The sequence below is a fragment of the Pseudomonas crudilactis genome (assembly GCF_013433315.1).
Taxonomy (GTDB): domain Bacteria; phylum Pseudomonadota; class Gammaproteobacteria; order Pseudomonadales; family Pseudomonadaceae; genus Aquipseudomonas; species Aquipseudomonas crudilactis.
Window position 1 is genome coordinate 525,477 of the sequence record NZ_WXVV01000001.1, and the last position, 19,813, is coordinate 545,289.

Here is a 19,813-nt window from a genome sequence, read left to right on the forward strand (position 1 = left end):
GCGACCTCAATGCCCCACGGCAAAGGCAATCGGTGCCGCACGCGCCAAACCGCCACGGCACTTGAGCACGCGCAACTGCGCAGGTTTGGCGTCGATGGCAATGCGTAACGCCGCCGGTGACGGGTTGACCGCTTCGCTCAAGGGGCGCCAGGCAAACGCCAGGGTCTGGCCGGTTTCCGCCGCCACCTGCAAACGCCGCAACGCGCGGTCATCGGCCTTGTGCGGCCAGCACAGCACCGCGCCGCAACTGCCGGAACGCAAACACTGTTCGGCCGCCCACAAGGCATCGCGCTCGCTGGCCTGAATCACCGACAACTGGCGCAGATCGACCCCGGCGTTTTCCCACGCCTGCGGGTACGGCACGAACGGCGGCGCCACCAGCACGATGCGCTCGCCCGCCGCCGACAACCGCGCCAGCGTTGGCCAGACCAGTTGCAGCTCGCCGACACCCGGGCCGGCCAAAAGGATTTCACTCAGCGCCGCTTCCGGCCAGCCACCGCTGGGCAATGCTGCGTCCAGCGCGGCGTGCCCGGTCGGTTGCGGACTGGCAGCGGGTGGCGCAGGCCGACCCTTCCAGACCTGGCCGCCATTGAACAGCGTATCCAACGCAACGACGGCGCCCATCAGCCTTGCCTCACCAGACCGCAGAACACCCCTTCGATGGCCAGATCCTGATCGTCGCGCACGACAATCGGCTGGTACGCTGGGTTGCGCGGCAACAGCCGCACTTCATCGCCGAGCCGTTCGAAACGTTTGATGGTGACTTCACCGTCGAGTCGCGCCACGACGATCTGGCCGTTGAGCGCTTCGGGATTGCGCCGCACGCCGACCAGATCGCCGTCGAGAATGCCGTCCTCGATCATCGAATCGCCCTGCACCCGCAGCATGTAATCGGGTGTGCGCGAGAACAGCACCGGATCGAGCAGCAAGCGGCTATGAATGTCGGCATCGGCGCCAATCGGCGCACCGGCAGCGACGCGGCCGAGCACAGGGATATCGAGCAGTTCCGGACGCGGCGGCTGCCCGAGCAGGCGAATGCCCCGGGCCTGATGCGGATTGACTTCGATAAAACCGGCTTCAGTGAGCGCGAGCACGTGCTTGCGCGCCACGCTGCGCGAGGCAAAACCAAAAGCCTCGCTGATTTCAGCGAGGCTTGGGGGCTGACCGTGTTCGGCGATGCGATCGCGGATAAACGTCAGGATGGCGGTACGGCGGGGAGTCAGGTTCGTCATGGAGTACATTTGTACTCCTGTAGGATTTTCCTGACAAGCGCCGCCAGTCAGCTCAAGCCGCGTTCTGCGAGAAATGCTGCGATGTAATCAATGAAGGCGACAACCTTGGCCGTGGCCCGCCGATGGCTCGGATACACCGCGAGAATGTGCGGACCAAAGGTGTCCGGGTCGATTTCATAGTCAGCCATGACCCGCACCAGTCGCCCGTCGGCAATGTATGGCGCGGCGCTCCACAACGGCGTGTGCAGCAAACCGCGCCCGGCCAGGGCACTGGCCAGCAACAAGTCATAATTGTCGCTGCGCAATCGCGGCGCCGTCGGTTGCGTCAGACTCAAGCGCTGCCCGTCGCGCTCGGCCCACCAGAATTCGCGGCTGAGCAACGGATGCTGATAGAGCAGCCATTCATGCTGCTCAAGCGTCTGCGGATTGACCGGCAAGCCTTTGCGCGCCAGATATTCCGGGCTACCGCACAACGCCAGACGATTGCTGCCGACCACCCGCGCAATCAGCCCTGGCAAATCATCGTGACCTTCGCGCAACGCCAGGTCGTAACCGCTTTCCAGCAGATTGACGAAGGCATCGCACAGGTCCACCTGCAAGCTGATCTGCGGGTATTGCTGCAAAAAGCCGTCACACACCTGATCGAGAAACGCCCGCCCATACGCCAGCGGCGCGGTGATTTTCAGGCTGCCGCGCAAACCGTGCTGCAACTGCTCGATTTCCTCGCTGGCCTCGTCCAGCCGCTGCAAGACCAGCCGTGCGGTTTCCAGGTACACACGGCCGATTTCGGTGAGCAGAATCCGCCGCGTGCTGCGCTCAAACAACCGTGCGCCCAACTCCGATTCCAGGTGATTGACCGCTTTGGTCAGCGCCGACGGGGTCTTGCCCAACTGCTCGGCGGCGCGGCTGAAACTGCCGAGCTGCGCGCTGACCACGAACATTTTCAATGCACCCAACTTGTCCATGCTTTTTCCATTCAGGCAAAAACGTTTTTCGTGAGGGAGGCGTTCTGTCAGCCGCTGCCAGCCACTAATCTGGCCATCAGAAGCAATAACAAGGAAATCTTCAATGAAAAGATTCATCCCGAGTCTGTTGGTAGGCGCTGTAAGTTTTGCCTCGATGGAAGCCATGGCCGCACCTGATCTGATCCTGCTCAACGGCAAGATTTTCACCGCCGACCGCGCTCAACCCAAGGTGCAAGCCTTGGCCGTAGAAAACGGCAAAGTGCTGAAAGTCGGCACCGATGCGCAGATCAAAGCCTTGATCGAGCCCGGCACCCAAGTGATCGACCTCAAGGGCAAAGCGCTGATGCCCGGCCTGATCGACAGCCATTCCCACGCGATTTTCGGCGGACTGGAAATGGTCTCGGCGAACATGGAAGACGAAGTCGTCGCCCTCGACGAGCTGCAAAAACGCCTGCGCGACTGGCGCGAAAACGGCAAAGCGAAACACGGTGATGTGCTGAGCATCGCCGGTATGAGTTCGGTTTATTGGGCGCAGGCCGAGGCCTTGGGCAAAACCTTCAACAACGGCGAATGGGCCGATGTGCCGGTGGTGCTCATCGGCAGCGACCATCACACCGCGTGGGCCAACAACGTCATGCTCAAACGCGCTGGTATCGACGCCGCGCTGCTGAAAACCCTGCCCGACGCAGAAAAAGACACCATCGGCAAACTGGCCAACGGTGAGCCGAATGGCTTTGTGGTCGACGCTGGTTGGGACCGGGTTGCCTCGAAAATGCCGGTGCCAAGCCCCGCCGACATGTTGAACGCCGCCAAGTCAGCGGTGCGCTACAACAACAGCCTCGGCATCACCGCGTGGATGGACCCGGCCGCCAACGCCGCACCGGGTGAAGCGGTGTTCGCGCTCAAACCGACCGAGAAAACCGTCGGCGTGCTGCCGGCCTATAAAGCGCTGTCGCAAAGCGGCGACATGAGCGTGCACGTCGCGGCGCTGCTGGTGGCCAACCCGAAAAGCGTGCCCGCCGACCTCGATACGCTGGACAAGGTGCGCCAACAATTCCAGGGCATTCCCAACCTGACCCTGCCCGGGATCAAGATCTTCGCCGACGGCGTGATCGAGTTCCCGGCGCAAAGCGCGGCGATGATCGACCCCTACAGCAACTCGCACAAACAGGGCGAACTGCTGATCGATCCGCAGCATTTCGGTGATCTGGTCAGCGCCATCGACCAGCGCGGCTGGCTGGTGCACATCCACGCGATCGGCGACCGCGCGGTGCGTGAATCGCTGAACGGCATCGCTCAGGCGCGCAAGGATCGGCAGAGCGGCGTGACCCACTCGATCACTCACCTGCAAATGGTCAACCCGAAAGAGTTCGCCCGTTTCAAGCCGCTCAACGTGATCGCCTCGATGCAACTGCTGTGGGCCAGCGCTGACGATTACACCACTGACATGATCAAGCCCTACGTCAGCGCCCTCGCCTTCCGCTACCAGTACCCGGCGCATTCGCTGCTGAAACAAGGCGCGACGATTGCCGGCGCCAGTGACTGGCCGGTGTCGACGCCGAATCCGTTCAACGCCATGGCGCAGGCGATCACCCGCGTTGGCCCGTTGGGCGTGCTCAATGCCGATGAGCGTCTGGACCGCGACACGATGTTTTATGCCTACACCATCAACGCCGCACGGACGATTGGCCTGGAGAAACAGATCGGCTCGCTGACGCCGGGCAAACAGGCTGACTTTATCGTCCTCGACCGCGACGTGTTCAGCGTCGACAACAAGGTCCTGCATGACACCCAGGTTCTGCAGACCTGGTTCGGCGGCCGTCAGGTCTATACCGCCACAAAATAACAACAACCATCCCACCCTGTGGGAGCGAGCTTGCTCGCGAAGAGGCCAGTCCATTCAACATCTTCACTGACTGACCCACCGCCTTCGCGAGCAAGCTCGCTCCCACAGGGACTGTGAGGGTGGCTGAGATTGCATTCCCTCCACAGTTTTCGTACTGCCCAAAAATAATCACAACATCGGGAGTTCACATGAAAGCCTTGCCCCTGTTCGCCCTGAGTTTTTTCAGTCTGCTGCCTTTGAGCAGCCAAGCGATCCCCTTGAACGATGACTTTGCGCTGGAGGTAGACCTGACCCTGGCCAGCGATTACCGCACTCGCGGCATCTCGCAAACGCAAAACGACCCCGCCGTGCAGGCCGGCCTGACCCTCGCTCACAGCAGCGGTCTGTACCTCGGCGCCTGGAGCTCCAACGTCGATTTCGGCGGTGGCCTGAAAACCCGCCAGGAAGTCGATTACTACGGCGGTTGGCTGTGGCAGGCGACCGAGGATGTCAGCCTCGATCTGGGCTACATCAAGTACGCCTACCCCAAGGAAAGCCAGTTCAATCAGAGCGAGGTTTACGGGATTCTCGGGGTTTATGGGGTGAAACTGGCGGCGTATTACTCCAGCGATGCGCCGGGGATCGATAGCAAGCAGAGTTCGCTGTACAGCTACATCGGTTATGAAACCGAGTTGCCTTACGACTCGGGGCTGAAATTGCGTTACGGCAATATGGATTTCAAGGATCCGCATTTGTACTCGGCGTCCGGGCAGGCGGAGGACAGTTATCGGGAATGGGAAGTCAAACTCACCCACAACCTGGCCGGCGTGGTGTTGGGCCTGAGCTACATCGACACCGATCTCTCACAAACCCAATGCCTGAGCAATTGGGGTTTCAAAGACGTCTGCACTGCCACCGTCGTCGCCAGCGTCAGCAAATCTCTCTGACCCCACCGAGATCCATTGTAGGCCTTCGCCTGCTCGCGATAGCGGTGTGTCAGACAACACATCGACACCTGACACACCGCTATCGCGAGCAGGCGAAGGCCTACAAGGATTTGCTTTGAATTCGGTAGTTGTTACAGGATGTTTACGATTTTTTTACTAATGTTCTTCTACAGTTACCCGCGCAACCGCGTGGTTTTCATTCATGTAAAGGGATGTTTGACATGGCTTTTGGCAACGGACTGCGTTTACCGTCCATCACTCCTACCCGACTGGTGCTGCTGTTTTCCCTGGCGCTGGTGGCGTTGTACAACCTGGCGACCTGGAAGGCGCTGGGTACGCTGATCACCCTGCAAGGCGCGCACAAACTGGCGTTTTTCGCTTCGTTTGCGCTGTTTTTGTGGGCCGCGATCACCCTGCTGCTGACCCTGGTGTCGTTTCGCTGGACACTGAAACCGGCACTCACCGTGGTCGCCCTGCTCTCGGCCTGCGCCGCGTATTTCATGAACGAATACGGCATTACCATCGACACGGTGATGATCCAGAACGTCTTCGAAACCAACCCCGCCGAAGCCACCGCGCTGTTCAACGGCAAGCTGCTGGCTTACCTGCTGCTGCTCGGCGTGTTGCCGGCAGTGCTGATCTGGCGCTGGCCGGTGAGTTATCGGCCGTTCTTTCGCGGCTTGCTCAACAAGATTCTGGTGATCATCGCCTGTGTGCTGGTGATCGCCGCGTCAGTGGGCGCGTTCTATTCGACCTACGCGCCGATCTTTCGCGAAGAAGACAAGCTCACCCACTTCATCAACCCGACCAACTACATCTACGCGATCAGCAAATACACCAAACAACGCCTGGGCATCAAAAAGCATTTCGTGGTGCAGGCCATCGGCGAAGACGCGGTGATGAGCGCCAAGGCTGCGAGCCGCGAGAAGAAATCGCTGATGGTGTTTGTGGTCGGTGAAACCGCCCGCGCCGATCACTTTTCGCTGAACGGCTATGCGCGCGAGACCAACCCCGAACTGAGCAAACTCGACATCCTCAATTTCACCCAGGTGCATTCCTGCGGTACGTCGACGGCGGTCTCGGTGCCGTGCATGTTCTCGATGTTCCCGCGTGAGGATTACAGCGACAAGAAAGGCAAAACCTACGAGGGCCTGCTCGACATCCTCCAGCGTGCCGGCGTGCAAGTGCTGTGGCTGGACAATAACAGTGACTGCAAAGGCACCTGCCTGCGCGTGCCGCATCGCGATATTTCAAAGAATCAGCCGGGGCCGTTCTGCGATGGCAACAACTGCCTCGACGAGGCGCTGCTGGCCGATCTGCAAAGCTACATCGACAGCCTCAAGGGCCATGCAATCATTGTCCTGCATGCGGACGGCAGCCACGGCCCCGAGTACTACGAACGCTACCCGAAAGACATGGAGCGCTTCAAACCGATCTGCCACACCAACCAGTTGGGCAGTTGCAGCCGCGATGAACTGGTCAACGTGTACGACAACACGATTCTCTACACCGACCATTTCCTCGCCAAGGTCATCGAGCTGCTCAAACACAATCAGGATTCGCTGGACACCTCGATGGTGTATGTCTCCGATCATGGCGAGTCGCTAGGCGAGAATGGCCTGTATCTGCATGCGGCGCCCTATGCGCTGGCACCTGAAGCGCAGACCCATGTGCCGATGGTGATGTGGTTCGGCAATGGCACGCTCGCCAGCGAAGGGATTGATCGCGGTTGTCTGCAAGGCAAAACCGGGCAGACGGATTTGAGCCATGACAACCTGTTTCATTCGGTGCTGGGGTTGTTTGAGGTGAAGACCTCGGTGTATCAGCCGGGGCTGGATATTTTTCATGGCTGCCGGCCTTCGATGACGGCTGCGCAATAACCCGCAGACACTGCAAAACCCTGTGGGAGCGAGCTTGCTCGCGAATACGGTAGATCAGTCAAAACAGATGTCGACTGACCTGCCGCCTTCGCGAGCAAGCTCGCTCCCACAATTGATCGTGGTGAACCTATGGGATGAGGTTTGCCAGATAGGCCCACGGGTAGATGCCGCGCTGGTGGCCGTCGCTGAAGACCAGTTGCACGCCATAGCCCTGCGGGTTGAGTTCGATCAAGCGTACGCGGTCATCTACCATCGGCGTCAGGCCTTTCAGGCGAAACGCGCGGCATTGCGAGCACGGGCACTGACGGCGCAGTTCGGCGTGGTTGAGCTGTTGTTCGCGGCCGTCCGGCCAGCTCAATCGTAGCGTCCCTTCACTCTGCGAGTTACCGACTGACAGCGGGTTCATTGCAACTGACTCAAGGCAATGCGCACGGCTTTGCGCACTTCCGGGTCGCCGTCGTCCTGCGCAGCTTGCAAGGCCGCCACGGCGCCGCGATCATTCAGTTCGCCCAAGGCCAGCGCGGCCTCTTTGCGCAGGTTGCTGATGCGATGGCCGAGGGTGTCGATCAGCGCGTCCAGTGCCGGGGCAAATTGCAAACGACCAAGGCTGCGAGTGGCGCGCAGGCGCACTTGCCAGTAGTCGTCGCACAAGGCTTCAACCAGCGCGGTGCCAGCATCAATGTGGCCGACCTTGCCCAGGGTTGTCGCGGCTTCTTCGCGTACTTGCCAGGCTTCGTCCTGCAAGGCCTGGCGCAGGGCTGGCAACACTTCGGCGCTGGAGGCCAGGCCCAAAGCACCGGTAGCCGCGCGGCGGACCTCGGTGTCCGGGTCAGCGCTGGCCAATCGTGCCAGGGCGGGCAAAGCGTCGAGTTGCTTGAGCCAGCCGAGCACGCCCACGGCTTCACGACGAACGCTGGCGTCGGCATCGTTCAGCGCAGCGACCGCCGCCGGCGCAGCATCGGCGAAACGCAGTTCACGCAAGGCCCGGAACGCGGCGATGCGCACGCTGACGTCGGCGTGATCGGTCCACGGCAGAATCACCCGCCCCGCTGCTTCAGTCTTGAGCAGACTCAGGCTTTGTGCAGCGGCGGATTGCACGGCGGGCGACGGATCAGTCAGCGCCTCGCACAAGGCCTGCACGACCTCAGCATCTTCCCAGGCCTCCAGTAACCTCGCGGCTTCAGCGCGAACTTCTTCAGCAGGATCCTGGCCGAGGCGATCGACCAGCCAGAGCAAGCCATCCGGCTCTTCGAGATCCGCCAGATCGATCAGCGCAATACGCCGCACACCCGCATCTTCAGCAGTCAGGCGCGGTTGCAGGGCGAGGATTTCATCGTTATCGGTCACAGCAAAAATAGAGGTCATAGGGCAAATCGCGGCAAAGGGTTTTCAGGAGGCAGGCCGAGCGGATTGAGGCGCGGCAGCGGTCGGTCGTTGTCGTGGCGCAGCAGGTCGAGGCAATGGCGTTTGAGGCGCGAGAATTCAGGACTGGTGACCAGTTCACTGGTGCGTGGCCGGGTGAAATCCAGACGCAAGTCTTCGATGATTCGCCCCGGCCGCGCACTCATCACCAGCAAGCGGTCGGCGAGAAACAGCGCCTCATCGATGTCGTGAGTGACGAAGACCACGGTGGTGCGGATCCGCGTCCAGATGTCCAGCAGCAGTTCCTGCATGTTCAAGCGGGTCAGCGCATCCAGTGCGCCGAACGGCTCGTCCATCAATAACAGGCGCGGACGATTGACCAGCACTCGGGCGATTTCCACGCGTTGCTGCATGCCACCGGAAAGCTGGTCGGGCCAGCGTTCGGCGAAACCTTCGAGGCCGACCAGTTGGAGAATCTCGTCAGCGGCGCGGTGGCGCTCAGCCTTGCCGACGCCGCGCATTTTCAGGCCGAAGGCAACGTTGTCACGCACCGTGCGCCACGGAAACAGCGTGTGATGCTGGAACACCATGCCGCGCTGCGGTGACGGCCCGGATACTTCGCCGCCATCGACTTTCAGGCTGCCGGCATGCGCACTCAGATGCCCGGCCAGCGCACCGAGCAAGGTCGACTTGCCGCAACCGGACGGGCCGAGAATGCAGACGAACTGGCCGGGTTCGATCTGACAATCGAGTTCGCGCACCGCTTCGAACGCTTCACGACCGTGGCCGAGGACGATGGACAGTTGGCGGATGTCGATCCGCCCTTCCGGGGTTTGCATCACGCTCATCAGGCTTTTCCTCGCGGTCGATGCCAGGGCGTGAACAATCCGCCCAGACGTTTGATCAGCAGACTGCTGCCCATGCCCAACACGCCGATCAGGAGCATGCCAACGACGATGTCGGCGTAGTTCTGAATCGTGTAGGACTCCCAGGTGTAGTAACCGATGCCGAACTGCCCGGAGATCATTTCCGCCGTCACCAGACAGAACCACGAAGTGCCCATGCCGATCGCCAGGCCGGTGATGATGCTGGGTGCGGCGCCGGGCAGGATCACTTCGAGCAGGATCGCGCGGCGCCCTGCCCCGAGACTTTTCGCTGAGGCGATCAGGCGCGGGTCGACGCCTTCGACGCCGTGCACGGTGTTGAGCAGGATCGGGAACAGCGCGCCGGTGAAGGTGATGAAGACCATCGACAGTTCCGAGGACGGGAACATCAGGATCGCCAGTGGAATCCAGGCCACGGCGGGGATTGGGCGCAGGACTTCGAGCGGTGGCAGCAGCAGGTCTTCGGCCCATTTCGAGCGGCCGATGGCCAGACCGAGGGCGATGCCGATGACTAGCGCAGCGAGGTAGCCGGCGAAGACGCGGCTGAGGCTGGCGGTCAGATGTTGCAGGAGCTTGCCGGAGTCGCCGAGGCCCAATGCTGCTTCGATCACCGCGATAGGTGTCGGCACGTTGGCGAAGGTGACGAGGCCGAGGTTCCAGTGGTGGCCGGCGGCGAGTTGCCAGAACAGCAGGCAGAGCAGCAAGGATGTGGCTCTTGATGTCCAGCGGATGGGTATTTTCATGGAGCGGGTTTCCAGTTCTGGATCTGTGTTGTGGCTGAGATTTACCCCCTCACCCCAGCCCTCTCCCCCAAGGGGGCGAGGGGGAAAGGGAGCCGATGTTCGTTGCTTGCAAACCTGAGTTCGGCCAGACAGGGAGCCGATCTTCGTGCTTTTCAAAACCTGCGTTCGGCTCGGTATTTCAGGTCGGCGTAGCTAGTCCAAACACCGCGGTCAGTCCCCTCTCCCTCTGGGAGAGGGCTAGGGTGAGGGGCTGCTGATCTTCAACTAGCGAGCCGCGACGGCTTGGGTCGTGGCATCGGTGAAGTCAAAAACCTTGCCGCCCTGCGCCGAGGCAAATTGCTGAGCCTGCCCCTTAAGCAAAAACGCACTCAGGCGTCCCTTGGCATCACTGGCAAACCACGCCTGCTCCGCCAGCAACTTGATCCCGCTGTCACTGGCCTGCGCATACACCGCCCGAATGTTTTTGCCTTCCTGCTTCAAAGCCGCCAACGCAGTGAACGCCTCTTCCGCTGACGCGTACTGCCGCACCTTGCCCTCGCCACGCACCCAGATTTCCGCAACATGGCTAAAGTCTGTAATCGCTTTGCCCGTCGCCGCATCCGTAGCTTGCAACGGCGTCTGCGCGTAATTGGCCAATTGCGCCGTGTAATCAAGGTTCGACGCCTTGAACGCCGCACGGATGTATTGATCGTCAATGAAGTTGTTCAGATCGAGCCCGCGATCAGCCTTCTTCAGCAACTTCAACGTATCGATAGCCGTGCCGACTGCCTGACGATATTCCGGCTTCCAGCTCAGGTCGCGGGTCTGCACGCCGAGCGGACCGTGGAACAGGTAATTGACTTCGGCATCGACACCGGTGACTTTGGCGATCAGTTCGCTGTACTTCTCAGGCTCGGCGGCGAGCAGTTGATTGGCCTCGATGCTGGCGCGCAGGTACGCGACGACGATCTCCGGGTACTTCTTCGCATACGCCTGATCCACCAGCGCACCATGGAACGTCGGCGCATTGGCCTGAGCACCGTCGTAGATCTTGCGGGCGAAACCCCGGCTCGGGAACAGTTCGGCGAACGGCACAAAATCGGCGTGGGCGTCGATCTTGCCGGCTTGCAGCGCCGAGCCGGCGACCTCCGGCGGCTGGGCGATGATGTTGACATCTTTCAGCGGATCCCAGCCCTGCGCCGCCACCGCACGCAATAACATGCCATGGGCGGTGGAGGCGAACGGCACGGAAATCGTCTTGCCTTTGAGTTCGCTCAGCGCCTGCACAGCGGATGCGCTCGGGACCACGATGCCGTTGCCGCTGCCCTTGATGCTGCCCGACAACACGCTGATGAACAGGCTGTGCTTGCCGGCGGTTTCAAACGCGACACCGTTGAATGCACCGGGGAAATCGGCCATGGCACCGAAGTCGAGTTTGCCGGCGACCATCTCGTTGGTCAGTGGCGCGCCGCTGGTGAAGTTCTTCCACTGCACGTCGTACTTCGCGTCTTTGTAGGCGCCGTCGTGGGGCAGGTATTTGTCGAGCAGACCGAGTTCACGAATCAACAAGCCGCCGGCGGCGCAGTTGATGGTGGTGTCCTGGGTACCGATGGCGATGCGGATGGTTTCGGCCGAGGCCGACAAGGTGAACGAAGCCAGTACCAGACCGGCGATTGCTGCACGCAACATGAGTGTTTCCCCTCGAATCATTTATTTGAGTTCGTCTCCGCCGCGATCAGGGCGCGGTGGGAAACGAGGGGTTTCGGTGAATCCAGCGTCCGGGGTTTCCGGATGGCTTTGGGGTGTCTGGGCTGGCCTCTTCGCGAGCAAGCTCGCTCCCACAGGATTTCTGGCGTATTCAATTTGTGCAGTAACTCGATCCACTGTGGGGAGCGAGCTTGCTCGCGAAAGCGGAGTATCAGTCGACATCATTGCGCAATGACCCACCGCTATCGCGAGCAGGCTCACTCCTACAGAGGAAAGCGTTTCAACGCAGGAGATAGGGGATGTCGACTTTGACGGCGCCGGTCGGGCAGTCCTTCTCGCACGGCATGCAGTACCAGCATTCGTCGAACGCCATGTAGGCCTTCTGCGTTGCCGGGTTGATCGCCAGCAAATCCATCGGGCAAACGTCGACACACACGGTGCAGCCCTTTTCGGCGATGCATTTGTCCTCGTCGACGGTGACGGGGGCGTTGGAGCGGAAGAAAATTTCCTGAGCTTGATAGGCCATGGTTCGGACTCTTTGATTTATTGATGTATCAAGCGGCGAAAGCGCCGACCCGCAAGCGGTCGTAGGCCTGCATTTCTTCAGCATCGAGCGGGATGATGTAAGGCTCGACGGCTTTCTTGAAACTGGTCATCTGGCCGTCATCGCCCTTCTTCAGATGGCAATGGCAGAACCATTCGCTGTCGTTGCGCTGCGGGTGATCAACGCGATAGTGGTACAGGCCCCAGCGGCTTTCGGCGCGGAACAACGAGGCGCGAGCGGCCATTTCGGCGCAGTCGCGAATCACGCTGGTTTCCATGGCACGCATCAGTTCGTGAGCGTTGTTGGCTTTCATCTGCTCGAGATCGCGTTCGATGTCGCTGAAGCGTTGCAGGCCGATCTGCATCTTCTTGGTAACTTTCGGCGGTTGCAGGTAATCGTTGACGAAGCGCCGCAGCTTGTATTCGACCTGTGCCGGCGGCAGACCGTGTTCACGATCCAGCGGTGCGTAGACGCGGGCCTTTTCCTTTTCGATCTGCTCGGCATCCAGCGCGGTAAACTCGCGCCCGGCGACAAAATCGGCGGCGTTGTGCCCGGCAAACCAGCCATAGGTGAACGCGCCAAGCATGTAGTTATGCGGCACGGCGGCCATGTCGCCCGCCGAGTACAAACCTTTCACCGAGGTCTCGGCACGCTCGTTGACCCAAACGCCAGACGCCGAGTGACCGCTGCAAAAGCCGATTTCAGAGATGTGCATTTCAACCATTTGCGTGCGGTAATCGGTGCCGCGATTGGCGTGAAACTGACCGCGACTCGGCCGCTCGTTGCTGTGCAGAATCTCCTCGATGTTCTGGATGGTTTCTTCCGCCAGGTGATCGAGTTTGAGAAACACCGGGCCGTTGCCACTCTCCAGCTCCTGGTGAAACTCCCACATCATCTGCCCGCTCCAGTAGTCGCACTCGATGAAGCGTTCGCCCTTGTTGTTGGCGGTATAGCCGCCCAGCGGGCCGGTGACGTAGGCGCAGGCCGGGCCGTTGTAATCCTTGATCAGCGGGTTGATCTGGAAGCATTCGAGGTTGGCCAGTTCGGCGCCGGCGTGATAGGCCATCGCGTAGCCGTCGCCGGCGTTGGTCGGGTTTTCGTAGGTGCCCATCAGGTAGCCGGAGGATGGCAAACCCAAGCGTCCGGCCGCGCCACAAGCGAGGATCACCGCTTTGGCTTTGATCACATGGAAATCAGCGGTGCGGCAGTCGAAACCCATCACACCGTTGACGGTGCCCTCCTCGTCAGTCAGCAACCGCGTGCACACGAGGCGATTGGTGATGCTCACCCGCGCACGTTTCAACTGGCGATAGAGGACCTTTTTGATGTCGTGCCCTTCCGGCATCGGCAGCACGTAGGCGCCCATGTGGTGGACTTTTTTCACCGCGTAATCGCCGGTTTCGTCCTTCTCGAACTTCACGCCCCAGCGATCAAGTTGTTCGATGGTTTCGAAGCTGTTCGTCGCGTAGGCATAGACGGCGGCCTGATTGACGATGCCGTCGTTGGCAATGGTGATTTCCTTGGTGTACTGCTCCGGTGTCGAGTGGCCGGGGATGATCGCGTTGTTCAGGCCGTCCATGCCCATGCTGATCGCGCCGCTGCGTTTGACGTTGGCCTTGTCGACCAGCAGCACGCGCAGGTCGCGGTTGTTTTCCTTGGCCTTGATCGCGGCCATCGGCCCGGCGGTGCCGCCGCCAATGACGACGATGTCGTATTCCTGTTCGAGAACGTTGCGGGTCATGCCTGCTCCCCTTTTTGCCGGTCGATCCGCAGGCGGTACTGGAACGCATCGCCACGGTAGTAAAGGTGTTCGAAGTCCAGCGGCTGGCCTTGCGCGTCGTGGGTCAGGCGTTCGATACGCATGATCGGCGAACCGGCCTCGACGTTCAGCGCCTGGGTCAGGTCGCTGTCAGCCAGCACCGCGTCGATGGCCAGATCGGCGTGACCGAGGGCGATGCCGCAGTCGTTTTCAAGGATCAGAAAGATGTCGCGGGTGACCAGATCGGCCTTCTCCAGCCGCTCGCCGACGGCTTTGGGCAGGTAGGTGATTTCCAGCGAGATCGGCTCACGGTTGATCAGGCGTACACGTTTGATCTGCGCGACGATCTCGCCTTCGACGACTTGCAAACGCTCGGCGACGCGTTTGTCGGCCGGGATGAATTTGAAGCTGCGCAGGCGGTTGATCACCTCGTAACCGCGCCCGGTCATCGACTCGGCGAGGCCTTGCAGGCTGCTGACGTTCTGAAAGGTTTTCGGTTTGGCGACGAAGGTGCCTTTGCCGTGGATCTTGAAGATCAGCCCTTCCTTTTGCAGGTCGCCCAAGGCTTGGCGCACGGTGATGCGGCTGACTTTGAACAAGGCGCCGAGTTCGCTTTCGGAGGGCATCTGGCTGTCTTGCGGGTATTCGCCGTCGAGGATGCGCGCACGGAGGACGTCGCGCAGTTGGGTGTGCAGCGGGACGCTGCTGAGGGAGAGAACGTTATCGGTCATCACGGGATCACTTGTCATAACGAGTTATGACGTGATCTTAGGGTTGTTATGACAAGGTTGAGAAATATTGTTTGGGCATAACCTTAGATGCTTCACACGATCGCTTTTTGTAGGAGTGAGCCTGCTCGCGATAGCGGTGTATCAGATACGAATCCGGTGCCTGACACACCGCTATCGCGAGCAGGCGAAGGCCTACAGGGAAATTGTGTGCTACTGGCGTTTGAGGATTTGATCCATGACCCAGTCGGTCTTGAGGGCTTGTTCGGCGACTGCGGGGTGTTGTGAATCACCGCGAATATGCGCATTCATGCCGAGGACGTGATGCCACTGAATGTGTTCGTGATGCGGGATTTCCAGGCTGATACTTTCATCGGCATGCAACTGCACGGGATGCTCATCAAACACCGAAAAACTGATCCGCCCGTCACTGCCGATGATCTCTACCCGATCCTCGCGCCGATCCGCGACAAAGCTCCAGCAGCCCATACCCAACGCCCCGGAGGCGAACCGCCAACTGGCGCTGACCGCGTCTTCTGCCGCATACAACCCGGCCTGACGCGCGGTGAAACCGGCGATGTCGACAATGTCGCCGAGCAAATACTGGAACAGGTCAAACCCATGGCTGGCCAGATCGGCAAAGTACCCGCCACCGGCCACCGCAGGATCGGTGCGCCAATTGTCGCGACCGTCCAGATCCGCTGGCGAAGGTGCCTTGGTCAGCGTCCAGTTCAAGTGTCGCACGTCACCGATGCGCCCCTGCTCCAGCCATTGCCGCACCTGCGCAAAACGCGGCAACGAACGGCGGTAATAGGCCACGAACAGGTGCAAACCCGCCTCGGCAAACGCCTGCTGCATTTCACGGCTTTGCCCGGCATTCAGCGCCATGGGTTTTTCCACGCAGCAATGTTTGCCGGCAGCGGCGACTTTCAGGCTGTAGGCGTGGTGGCTGTCGGGTGGCGTGGCGATGTACACCGCGTCCACCTCGGGATCGTTGATCAGCGCATCGACATCGGTGTAAACCCGGTCGATGCCATGGCGCGCGGCGTAGTCAGTCACCGCCTCAAGCCGTCGGCCCATCACCGCCACCAAGGCCGAACCGGGCACCTTGTAGAAGGCCGGCCCGCTCTTGCGTTCAGTGACATCACCGCAACCGATCATACCCCAGCGCACCACGTTCATTTATCAGTCCCTTTTTTCAAGATCAGCCAATGCGCAAAGCGCGCAGATCGAGGTGACCGTCCTTCAGCGGCGGGCACCAGTAGTAGCCGCCAGTAATCGGTCGGCTGATGCGATACAGACCATCGGTGATGCCGTCTTCCAGACCGCTCATGCGCCGCAGTTGTGCTTCGAAGGCATCCAGCGAGAAACCGAAAGCGAGGAACATCAGGCCGGCACGATCACCTTCGATCCACGGCATCGAGCGGCGCACGACGAACGCTTCCGGCGCGAAGCTTTCCTGCGCGGTGCGTTTGACGTGGGCGGAGACTGGCGCATCGTCGATCTCTTCGTTGTCGCTGAGGCGACGGCCCATGATGTTGTCTTTGTCGTCGGCGGACAGTTTGTGGAAACCCTTGAGGTCGTGCTGCCACTGCTGGATCGCGGCGAAGCTGCCGCCGACCAGACCTTCGGCGCCTGCGTTTTGCAGAGCGGCAGCGATGGCGGCTTCGTCGTGCGGGTTTTCTGTACCGTCTTCGTAACCGGTGAGGTCGTGGCCGTCCTTGTGGCGGAAGGCTTCCTGCATTTCTACCAAGCGCAGGGCCGGGGCCAGTGCGGCTTCGAGGGCGTTGCAGCGGTTGAGCAGTTCACCACGGTCGACGCCGTGCAGCCAGACCCACAATGCGTGTTGGGTCGACGGGTTCTCGACGCCGACGCCAGTCATGGCCGGGAAGCTGCGCAGGCCGTCGATCTGTACGTTGAGGGCCTTGGCCAGGGATTCGCCGAAACCGACCACCGCCGACTTGCCGTCCACCTGATTGATCAGGTTGTCGATCGCCTGCGGCAGGGCTTCAACCGACTCAAGGGCGAAAAACAGGTGGCGTGCTTGCGCAGGAACTGGGGTGGCGAGAATGCCCGGCTGGTAGTAACTCATGTGAACTCCTTGGGAAAGTGCGCGGGAGTTTACCTGTGACCGCAGGGTTTGTGGGGGTTTGGATGGAAGTCAAAAGCCCCTCACCCTAGCCCTCTCCCGGAGGGAGAGGGAACTGATTCGGGGATATTGAAGATCTACGCCGACCTGAACGTGCATCAGTGAATCCATAATCGACACAATCTTTCAGGTCGATGTAACTCGCAAGACACCTCGATCGGCCCCCTCTCCCTCCGGGAGAGGGCTGGGGTGAGGGTTGGCGTCATTGCGCCAGGCACTCGGGCTCAGCCCCGTCCAGCGCTTGAACGCCCGGCGAAAACTGCGCACATCGCTGTACCCGACTTCCTCGGTAATCCGCTCGATCGGCATATCCGGATTGGCCAGCAAACTCATCGTCCGCGCCTGCCGCACCTGCTCCAACAACGCTTCGAACGTCAACGCATGCTCGGTCAAACGCCGGCGCAACGTGCGGCTGCTCATGTTCAAATCACCGGCAATCTTTTCAATGTGACTGCCGCTACTCAGATCCCGCGCAATTGCCCGCTCCACGGCTTGAATCAGATCAAGCTTCTGATGCACCTGCGCCGCTTCCAGCTCCAGTAACGCAACGGCCTGTCGCAACGCCAACGAGTGATGATTGGGCAAGTGCACATCCAGCCATTGCACATCGATCAGCATGCGATTGTGCAGGCAGCCGAAGCGCACATCCGGCCCGAGCAGGCGGTGGTATTCGCTCAGATAATCCGGCGCGGCATGCACGAACTCCACGGCAATCGCCTTGAACTCAGCCCCCACCAGCGCCCGGCCATACACCAGCAAACTGGCGAAAAACTCCTCGACCGCGAACACCTGCACATCAGCGAATGGCAAGCGGCACTCGGCATCGAGATGCACCTGAACGCCGACCACATCGACGCTGGACACCACAATCCCGCCCGAGGTGTGTTGATGGCGAATCCCGAGGGCAAAGGCATCACGCAAGGTCTTGCACAGTGACAGCACATGCCCGAGCAGACCCAGCGTGCCGAGCACGTTCTGCGCGCCGACCCACAACCCCAAACCCTGATTGGGCAACACTTTGAGTGCGCGCTGAATCATCGCCACGGCCTGGCGATAGGAAATCCGCTGCGCCGGGTCCTGCAGATCCTCAAGGGTGAAACCCAGCCCACGGCACAGGCTCTGGGGATCGATGCCTTTGTTCTGCGCGACTTCGGCGAGGGTTTGCAAAAGAAACGGCGAGACCAGCGCCAGTTCGAAGGTCGGGTCTTGGACTTTTACGTTCATGGGGTCTGACATTCCGGATCACGCTTGATTGTTATTTTTGTAACCGGTTATGTCGAAGGAAGTTAGCACAGGGTGCGCGAACTGTCCGCAGATGCCCCCCTTGGTGTCCGCCAATACCCTGCCCCAACGTACGCCAAACGCTTATTTCTAGCGTACCGGCGCTCCGAGCGACCGGTACCGGGTCCCAATCACAATAATAATGAGGACAGTCATGAGCCAGAACCGTGCAACATCCTTCTTGCCGCTCGCTCTTTTCATCGCGGGTTGCCCCCTGACGTTGCCGGCGCTGGCCACCGAAGCCGGCGTTGACAACATCGGCACCGGCACCGACGGTTTCTTCATGCTGCCGCTGGAAGTCGACAGCCTTCCGGAGAACATGGTCGCGTTCAACCTCTACTACAACCACTACAAGGCGCGAAAGCTCAACATCAGCTCGTTCGGCGGCAAAGTGCCGAATGTCGAAATCGAGTCCACCGCGGTGATCCCTCGCCTCGATTATCTAAGCCCGGTGCGGATATTCGGCGGACGCTTGGCCGGCTACATCGCCCAGCCCTGGCTGAAGCAGGAAGTCTCGGTGTTCGGTTTGAGCGACACTCGCGAAGGCATGGGCGACACCACCTTCGCACCGATCATTCTGTGGGACATGGGCAAGCACCTGACCCTCGGCGCCGCCGTGGAAGTCACCGTGCCCACCGGCGAATACAGTGTCGATCGACTGGCCAACACCAGTAACAATTTCTACACGTATAAGCCGCTGTTCTCGTTCACCTGGCTGCCGACTGAACGCACCGAAGTCTCAATGAAGACCACCTACAGCTTCAACGAGAAGAACAAGGACACTGACTACAAGTCCGGGCAGATCTTCCACTTCGATTATTCGGCCAGCTACAAGATCACCGACGACCTGATGCTCGGCATCAACGGCTACTACCTCAAGCAAACCACCGACGACAAACAGTTCGGCCACACCGTGCAGTTTGCCGGGCAGGACGTCGATGACGGCGTGCGCGGCAAGGTCTTCGCGATCGGCCCGGCGCTGCACTTCACCTTTCTCAAGTACGCCAGCGCGGAGATTCGCTGGGCCAAGGAATTTGATGTGGAGAACCGGCCGGAGGGGGAAATGTTGTGGGCGAAGGTGAGTATTCCCTATGCGTTCTGAGTGTATTTGTAGGAAAGCGCACCTGGGTTTGTAGCCTGAAAACCTGAAAACCGCATGGGTGGAATACGCCTACAGCGGCGGTCGAGATTACCGGACAACAGGGGGAAACGTCTGGCAGATTTAAAGGGGACGCTTGCAGATACTGGACTCCGTTATCCCATGGTTCCTCAAGGCTCATGGGGTGCATCGTCTGCCAGTGACGACAATGGGCCATGTCCCCCTTAAACTGCCGAGATTGATCACGGAGATCACTATGAGCATATTACTTTCCCCGTTTTACTCTGACTTCGAATCCGAAGAAGAGGCAGAGAGCTACGATCGCTGGTTTCGTGCAGAGGTACAGCATGCACTCGATGATCCTAGTCCTGGTATTCCCCATGATGAGGCTATGGCGATGCTCGACCAGATGCTGGAAGAGATGCGCAGGAAGCGCCGCTCTGCTGCTTGAATGGAGCAGCAAGTCCTCGCGTCAACTGGCTGACATCTTCAAATACATCGAGCAACACAACACCAACGCTTCAATTTCGCTAAGACACAAGGTTGGTGCGGCAGCACAAAGGCTTTCATCAATACCTTACGGTTACCGACCTGGCCGAGTGCCTGGTACTCGTGAGATGGTGATTCATCCGAACTATCTGCTGGTCTATCGAGTGAATGGGCGCATCAGAATACTGGGGGTGCTTCACGCCCGGCAAAAATACCCTTCAACTTCATCGACATAAAAAA

20 protein-coding genes are annotated in these 19,813 nt (G+C 60.2%); 6 read left to right on the top strand and 14 right to left on the bottom strand.

Annotated elements, in window-relative coordinates; genetic code table 11:
* Positions 1 to 6: 6 nt before the first annotated feature.
* Genes imuA through GTU76_RS02210 form a run of 3 tightly spaced genes read right to left on the bottom strand, consistent with a single transcriptional unit; the run spans position 7 to position 2,197 of the window.
* Positions 7 to 624 (bottom strand): translesion DNA synthesis-associated protein ImuA, encoded by a 618-nt coding sequence (imuA, locus tag GTU76_RS02200; RefSeq protein ID WP_095121011.1) that lies wholly within the window; start codon positions 622 to 624, stop codon positions 7 to 9.
* Positions 624 to 1,241, bottom strand: coding sequence for a transcriptional repressor LexA (gene lexA, locus GTU76_RS02205; protein ID WP_016986863.1), 618 nt, complete (start codon positions 1,239 to 1,241; stop codon positions 624 to 626). Before lexA ends, imuA begins: the two co-directional genes overlap by 1 nt.
* Before the next feature lie 38 nt (positions 1,242 to 1,279).
* Positions 1,280 to 2,197, bottom strand: a complete 918-nt coding sequence (locus GTU76_RS02210) for a LysR family transcriptional regulator (RefSeq protein WP_180697969.1) — start codon at positions 2,195 to 2,197, stop codon at positions 1,280 to 1,282.
* A 103-nt stretch (positions 2,198 to 2,300) separates the two neighbouring features.
* On the opposite strand from GTU76_RS02210, the gene GTU76_RS02215 reads away from it, so the two are divergent.
* The 3 genes from GTU76_RS02215 to GTU76_RS02225 all read left to right on the top strand — a co-directional run bounded on the left by GTU76_RS02215 (position 2,301) and on the right by GTU76_RS02225 (position 6,849).
* The gene (locus GTU76_RS02215) at positions 2,301 to 4,043 is read left to right on the top strand and encodes an amidohydrolase (RefSeq protein ID WP_180697970.1); all 1,743 of its coding nucleotides are present in this window, start codon (positions 2,301 to 2,303) and stop codon (positions 4,041 to 4,043) included.
* Positions 4,044 to 4,231: 188 nt separating this feature from the next.
* Entirely contained in the window at positions 4,232 to 4,969 is a 738-nt protein-coding gene (locus GTU76_RS02220) for a TorF family putative porin (RefSeq protein WP_180697971.1), read from the top strand.
* A 221-nt stretch (positions 4,970 to 5,190) separates the two neighbouring features.
* Positions 5,191 to 6,849 (top strand): phosphoethanolamine transferase, encoded by a 1,659-nt coding sequence (locus GTU76_RS02225; RefSeq protein WP_180697972.1) that lies wholly within the window; start codon positions 5,191 to 5,193, stop codon positions 6,847 to 6,849.
* A gap of 127 nt (positions 6,850 to 6,976) precedes the next feature.
* On the opposite strand, the gene GTU76_RS02230 is transcribed toward GTU76_RS02225, so the two are convergent.
* The 11 genes from GTU76_RS02230 to GTU76_RS02280 form a co-directional block, all read right to left on the bottom strand.
* Complete coding sequence (locus GTU76_RS02230; protein ID WP_175554516.1) at positions 6,977 to 7,255, bottom strand: DUF971 domain-containing protein; 279 nt, start codon at positions 7,253 to 7,255, stop codon at positions 6,977 to 6,979.
* Positions 7,252 to 8,214, bottom strand: coding sequence for a HEAT repeat domain-containing protein (locus tag GTU76_RS02235; RefSeq protein WP_180697973.1), 963 nt, complete (start codon positions 8,212 to 8,214; stop codon positions 7,252 to 7,254). Before GTU76_RS02235 ends, GTU76_RS02230 begins: the two co-directional genes overlap by 4 nt.
* Positions 8,211 to 9,059, bottom strand: a complete 849-nt coding sequence (locus GTU76_RS02240; RefSeq protein WP_175554518.1) for an ABC transporter ATP-binding protein — start codon at positions 9,057 to 9,059, stop codon at positions 8,211 to 8,213. The genes GTU76_RS02235 and GTU76_RS02240 overlap by 4 nt, the downstream gene beginning before the upstream one ends.
* Positions 9,059 to 9,838 carry an ABC transporter permease gene (locus tag GTU76_RS02245; RefSeq protein ID WP_180697974.1) on the bottom strand — a complete coding sequence of 260 codons (780 nt, stop codon included), beginning with the start codon at positions 9,836 to 9,838 and terminating at the stop codon, positions 9,059 to 9,061. Before GTU76_RS02245 ends, GTU76_RS02240 begins: the two co-directional genes overlap by 1 nt.
* Positions 9,839 to 10,102: 264 nt before the next feature.
* Positions 10,103 to 11,527, bottom strand: a complete 1,425-nt coding sequence (locus GTU76_RS02250) for an ABC transporter substrate-binding protein (RefSeq protein ID WP_180697975.1) — start codon at positions 11,525 to 11,527, stop codon at positions 10,103 to 10,105.
* Positions 11,528 to 11,804: 277 nt separating this feature from the next.
* Positions 11,805 to 12,050, bottom strand: a complete 246-nt coding sequence (locus GTU76_RS02255) for a 4Fe-4S dicluster domain-containing protein (protein ID WP_003225615.1) — start codon at positions 12,048 to 12,050, stop codon at positions 11,805 to 11,807.
* Between the two features lie 28 nt (positions 12,051 to 12,078).
* Positions 12,079 to 13,809 (bottom strand): fumarate reductase/succinate dehydrogenase flavoprotein subunit, encoded by a 1,731-nt coding sequence (locus GTU76_RS02260; protein WP_180697976.1) that lies wholly within the window; start codon positions 13,807 to 13,809, stop codon positions 12,079 to 12,081.
* Positions 13,806 to 14,558, bottom strand: a complete 753-nt coding sequence (locus GTU76_RS02265) for a GntR family transcriptional regulator (protein ID WP_016985288.1) — start codon at positions 14,556 to 14,558, stop codon at positions 13,806 to 13,808. The genes GTU76_RS02260 and GTU76_RS02265 overlap by 4 nt, the downstream gene beginning before the upstream one ends.
* A gap of 210 nt (positions 14,559 to 14,768) precedes the next feature.
* Entirely contained in the window at positions 14,769 to 15,737 is a 969-nt protein-coding gene (locus GTU76_RS02270; RefSeq protein ID WP_180697977.1) for a Gfo/Idh/MocA family protein, read from the bottom strand.
* A 22-nt stretch (positions 15,738 to 15,759) separates the two neighbouring features.
* The gene (locus GTU76_RS02275) at positions 15,760 to 16,647 is read right to left on the bottom strand and encodes a Dyp-type peroxidase (RefSeq protein ID WP_180697978.1); all 888 of its coding nucleotides are present in this window, start codon (positions 16,645 to 16,647) and stop codon (positions 15,760 to 15,762) included.
* Between the two features lie 183 nt (positions 16,648 to 16,830).
* Positions 16,831 to 17,928, bottom strand: a complete 1,098-nt coding sequence (locus tag GTU76_RS02280; protein WP_180697979.1) for an AraC family transcriptional regulator — start codon at positions 17,926 to 17,928, stop codon at positions 16,831 to 16,833.
* Between the two features lie 211 nt (positions 17,929 to 18,139).
* Between GTU76_RS02280 and GTU76_RS02285 the strand changes: the two genes are divergently transcribed.
* From GTU76_RS02285 to GTU76_RS02295, 3 genes are all read left to right on the top strand, one after another.
* Positions 18,140 to 19,087: a SphA family protein gene (locus tag GTU76_RS02285; protein WP_180697980.1), complete on the top strand. Its 948-nt coding sequence runs from the start codon at positions 18,140 to 18,142 to the stop codon at positions 19,085 to 19,087.
* A gap of 253 nt (positions 19,088 to 19,340) precedes the next feature.
* Positions 19,341 to 19,535 carry a type II toxin-antitoxin system RelB family antitoxin gene (gene relB / locus GTU76_RS02290; protein ID WP_007918192.1) on the top strand — a complete coding sequence of 65 codons (195 nt, stop codon included), beginning with the start codon at positions 19,341 to 19,343 and terminating at the stop codon, positions 19,533 to 19,535.
* A complete protein-coding gene (locus GTU76_RS02295; RefSeq protein ID WP_122600330.1) occupies positions 19,468 to 19,809 on the top strand; it encodes a type II toxin-antitoxin system RelE/ParE family toxin in 342 nt (113 codons plus the stop codon). Before relB ends, GTU76_RS02295 begins: the two co-directional genes overlap by 68 nt.
* Positions 19,810 to 19,813: the final 4 nt, after the last annotated feature.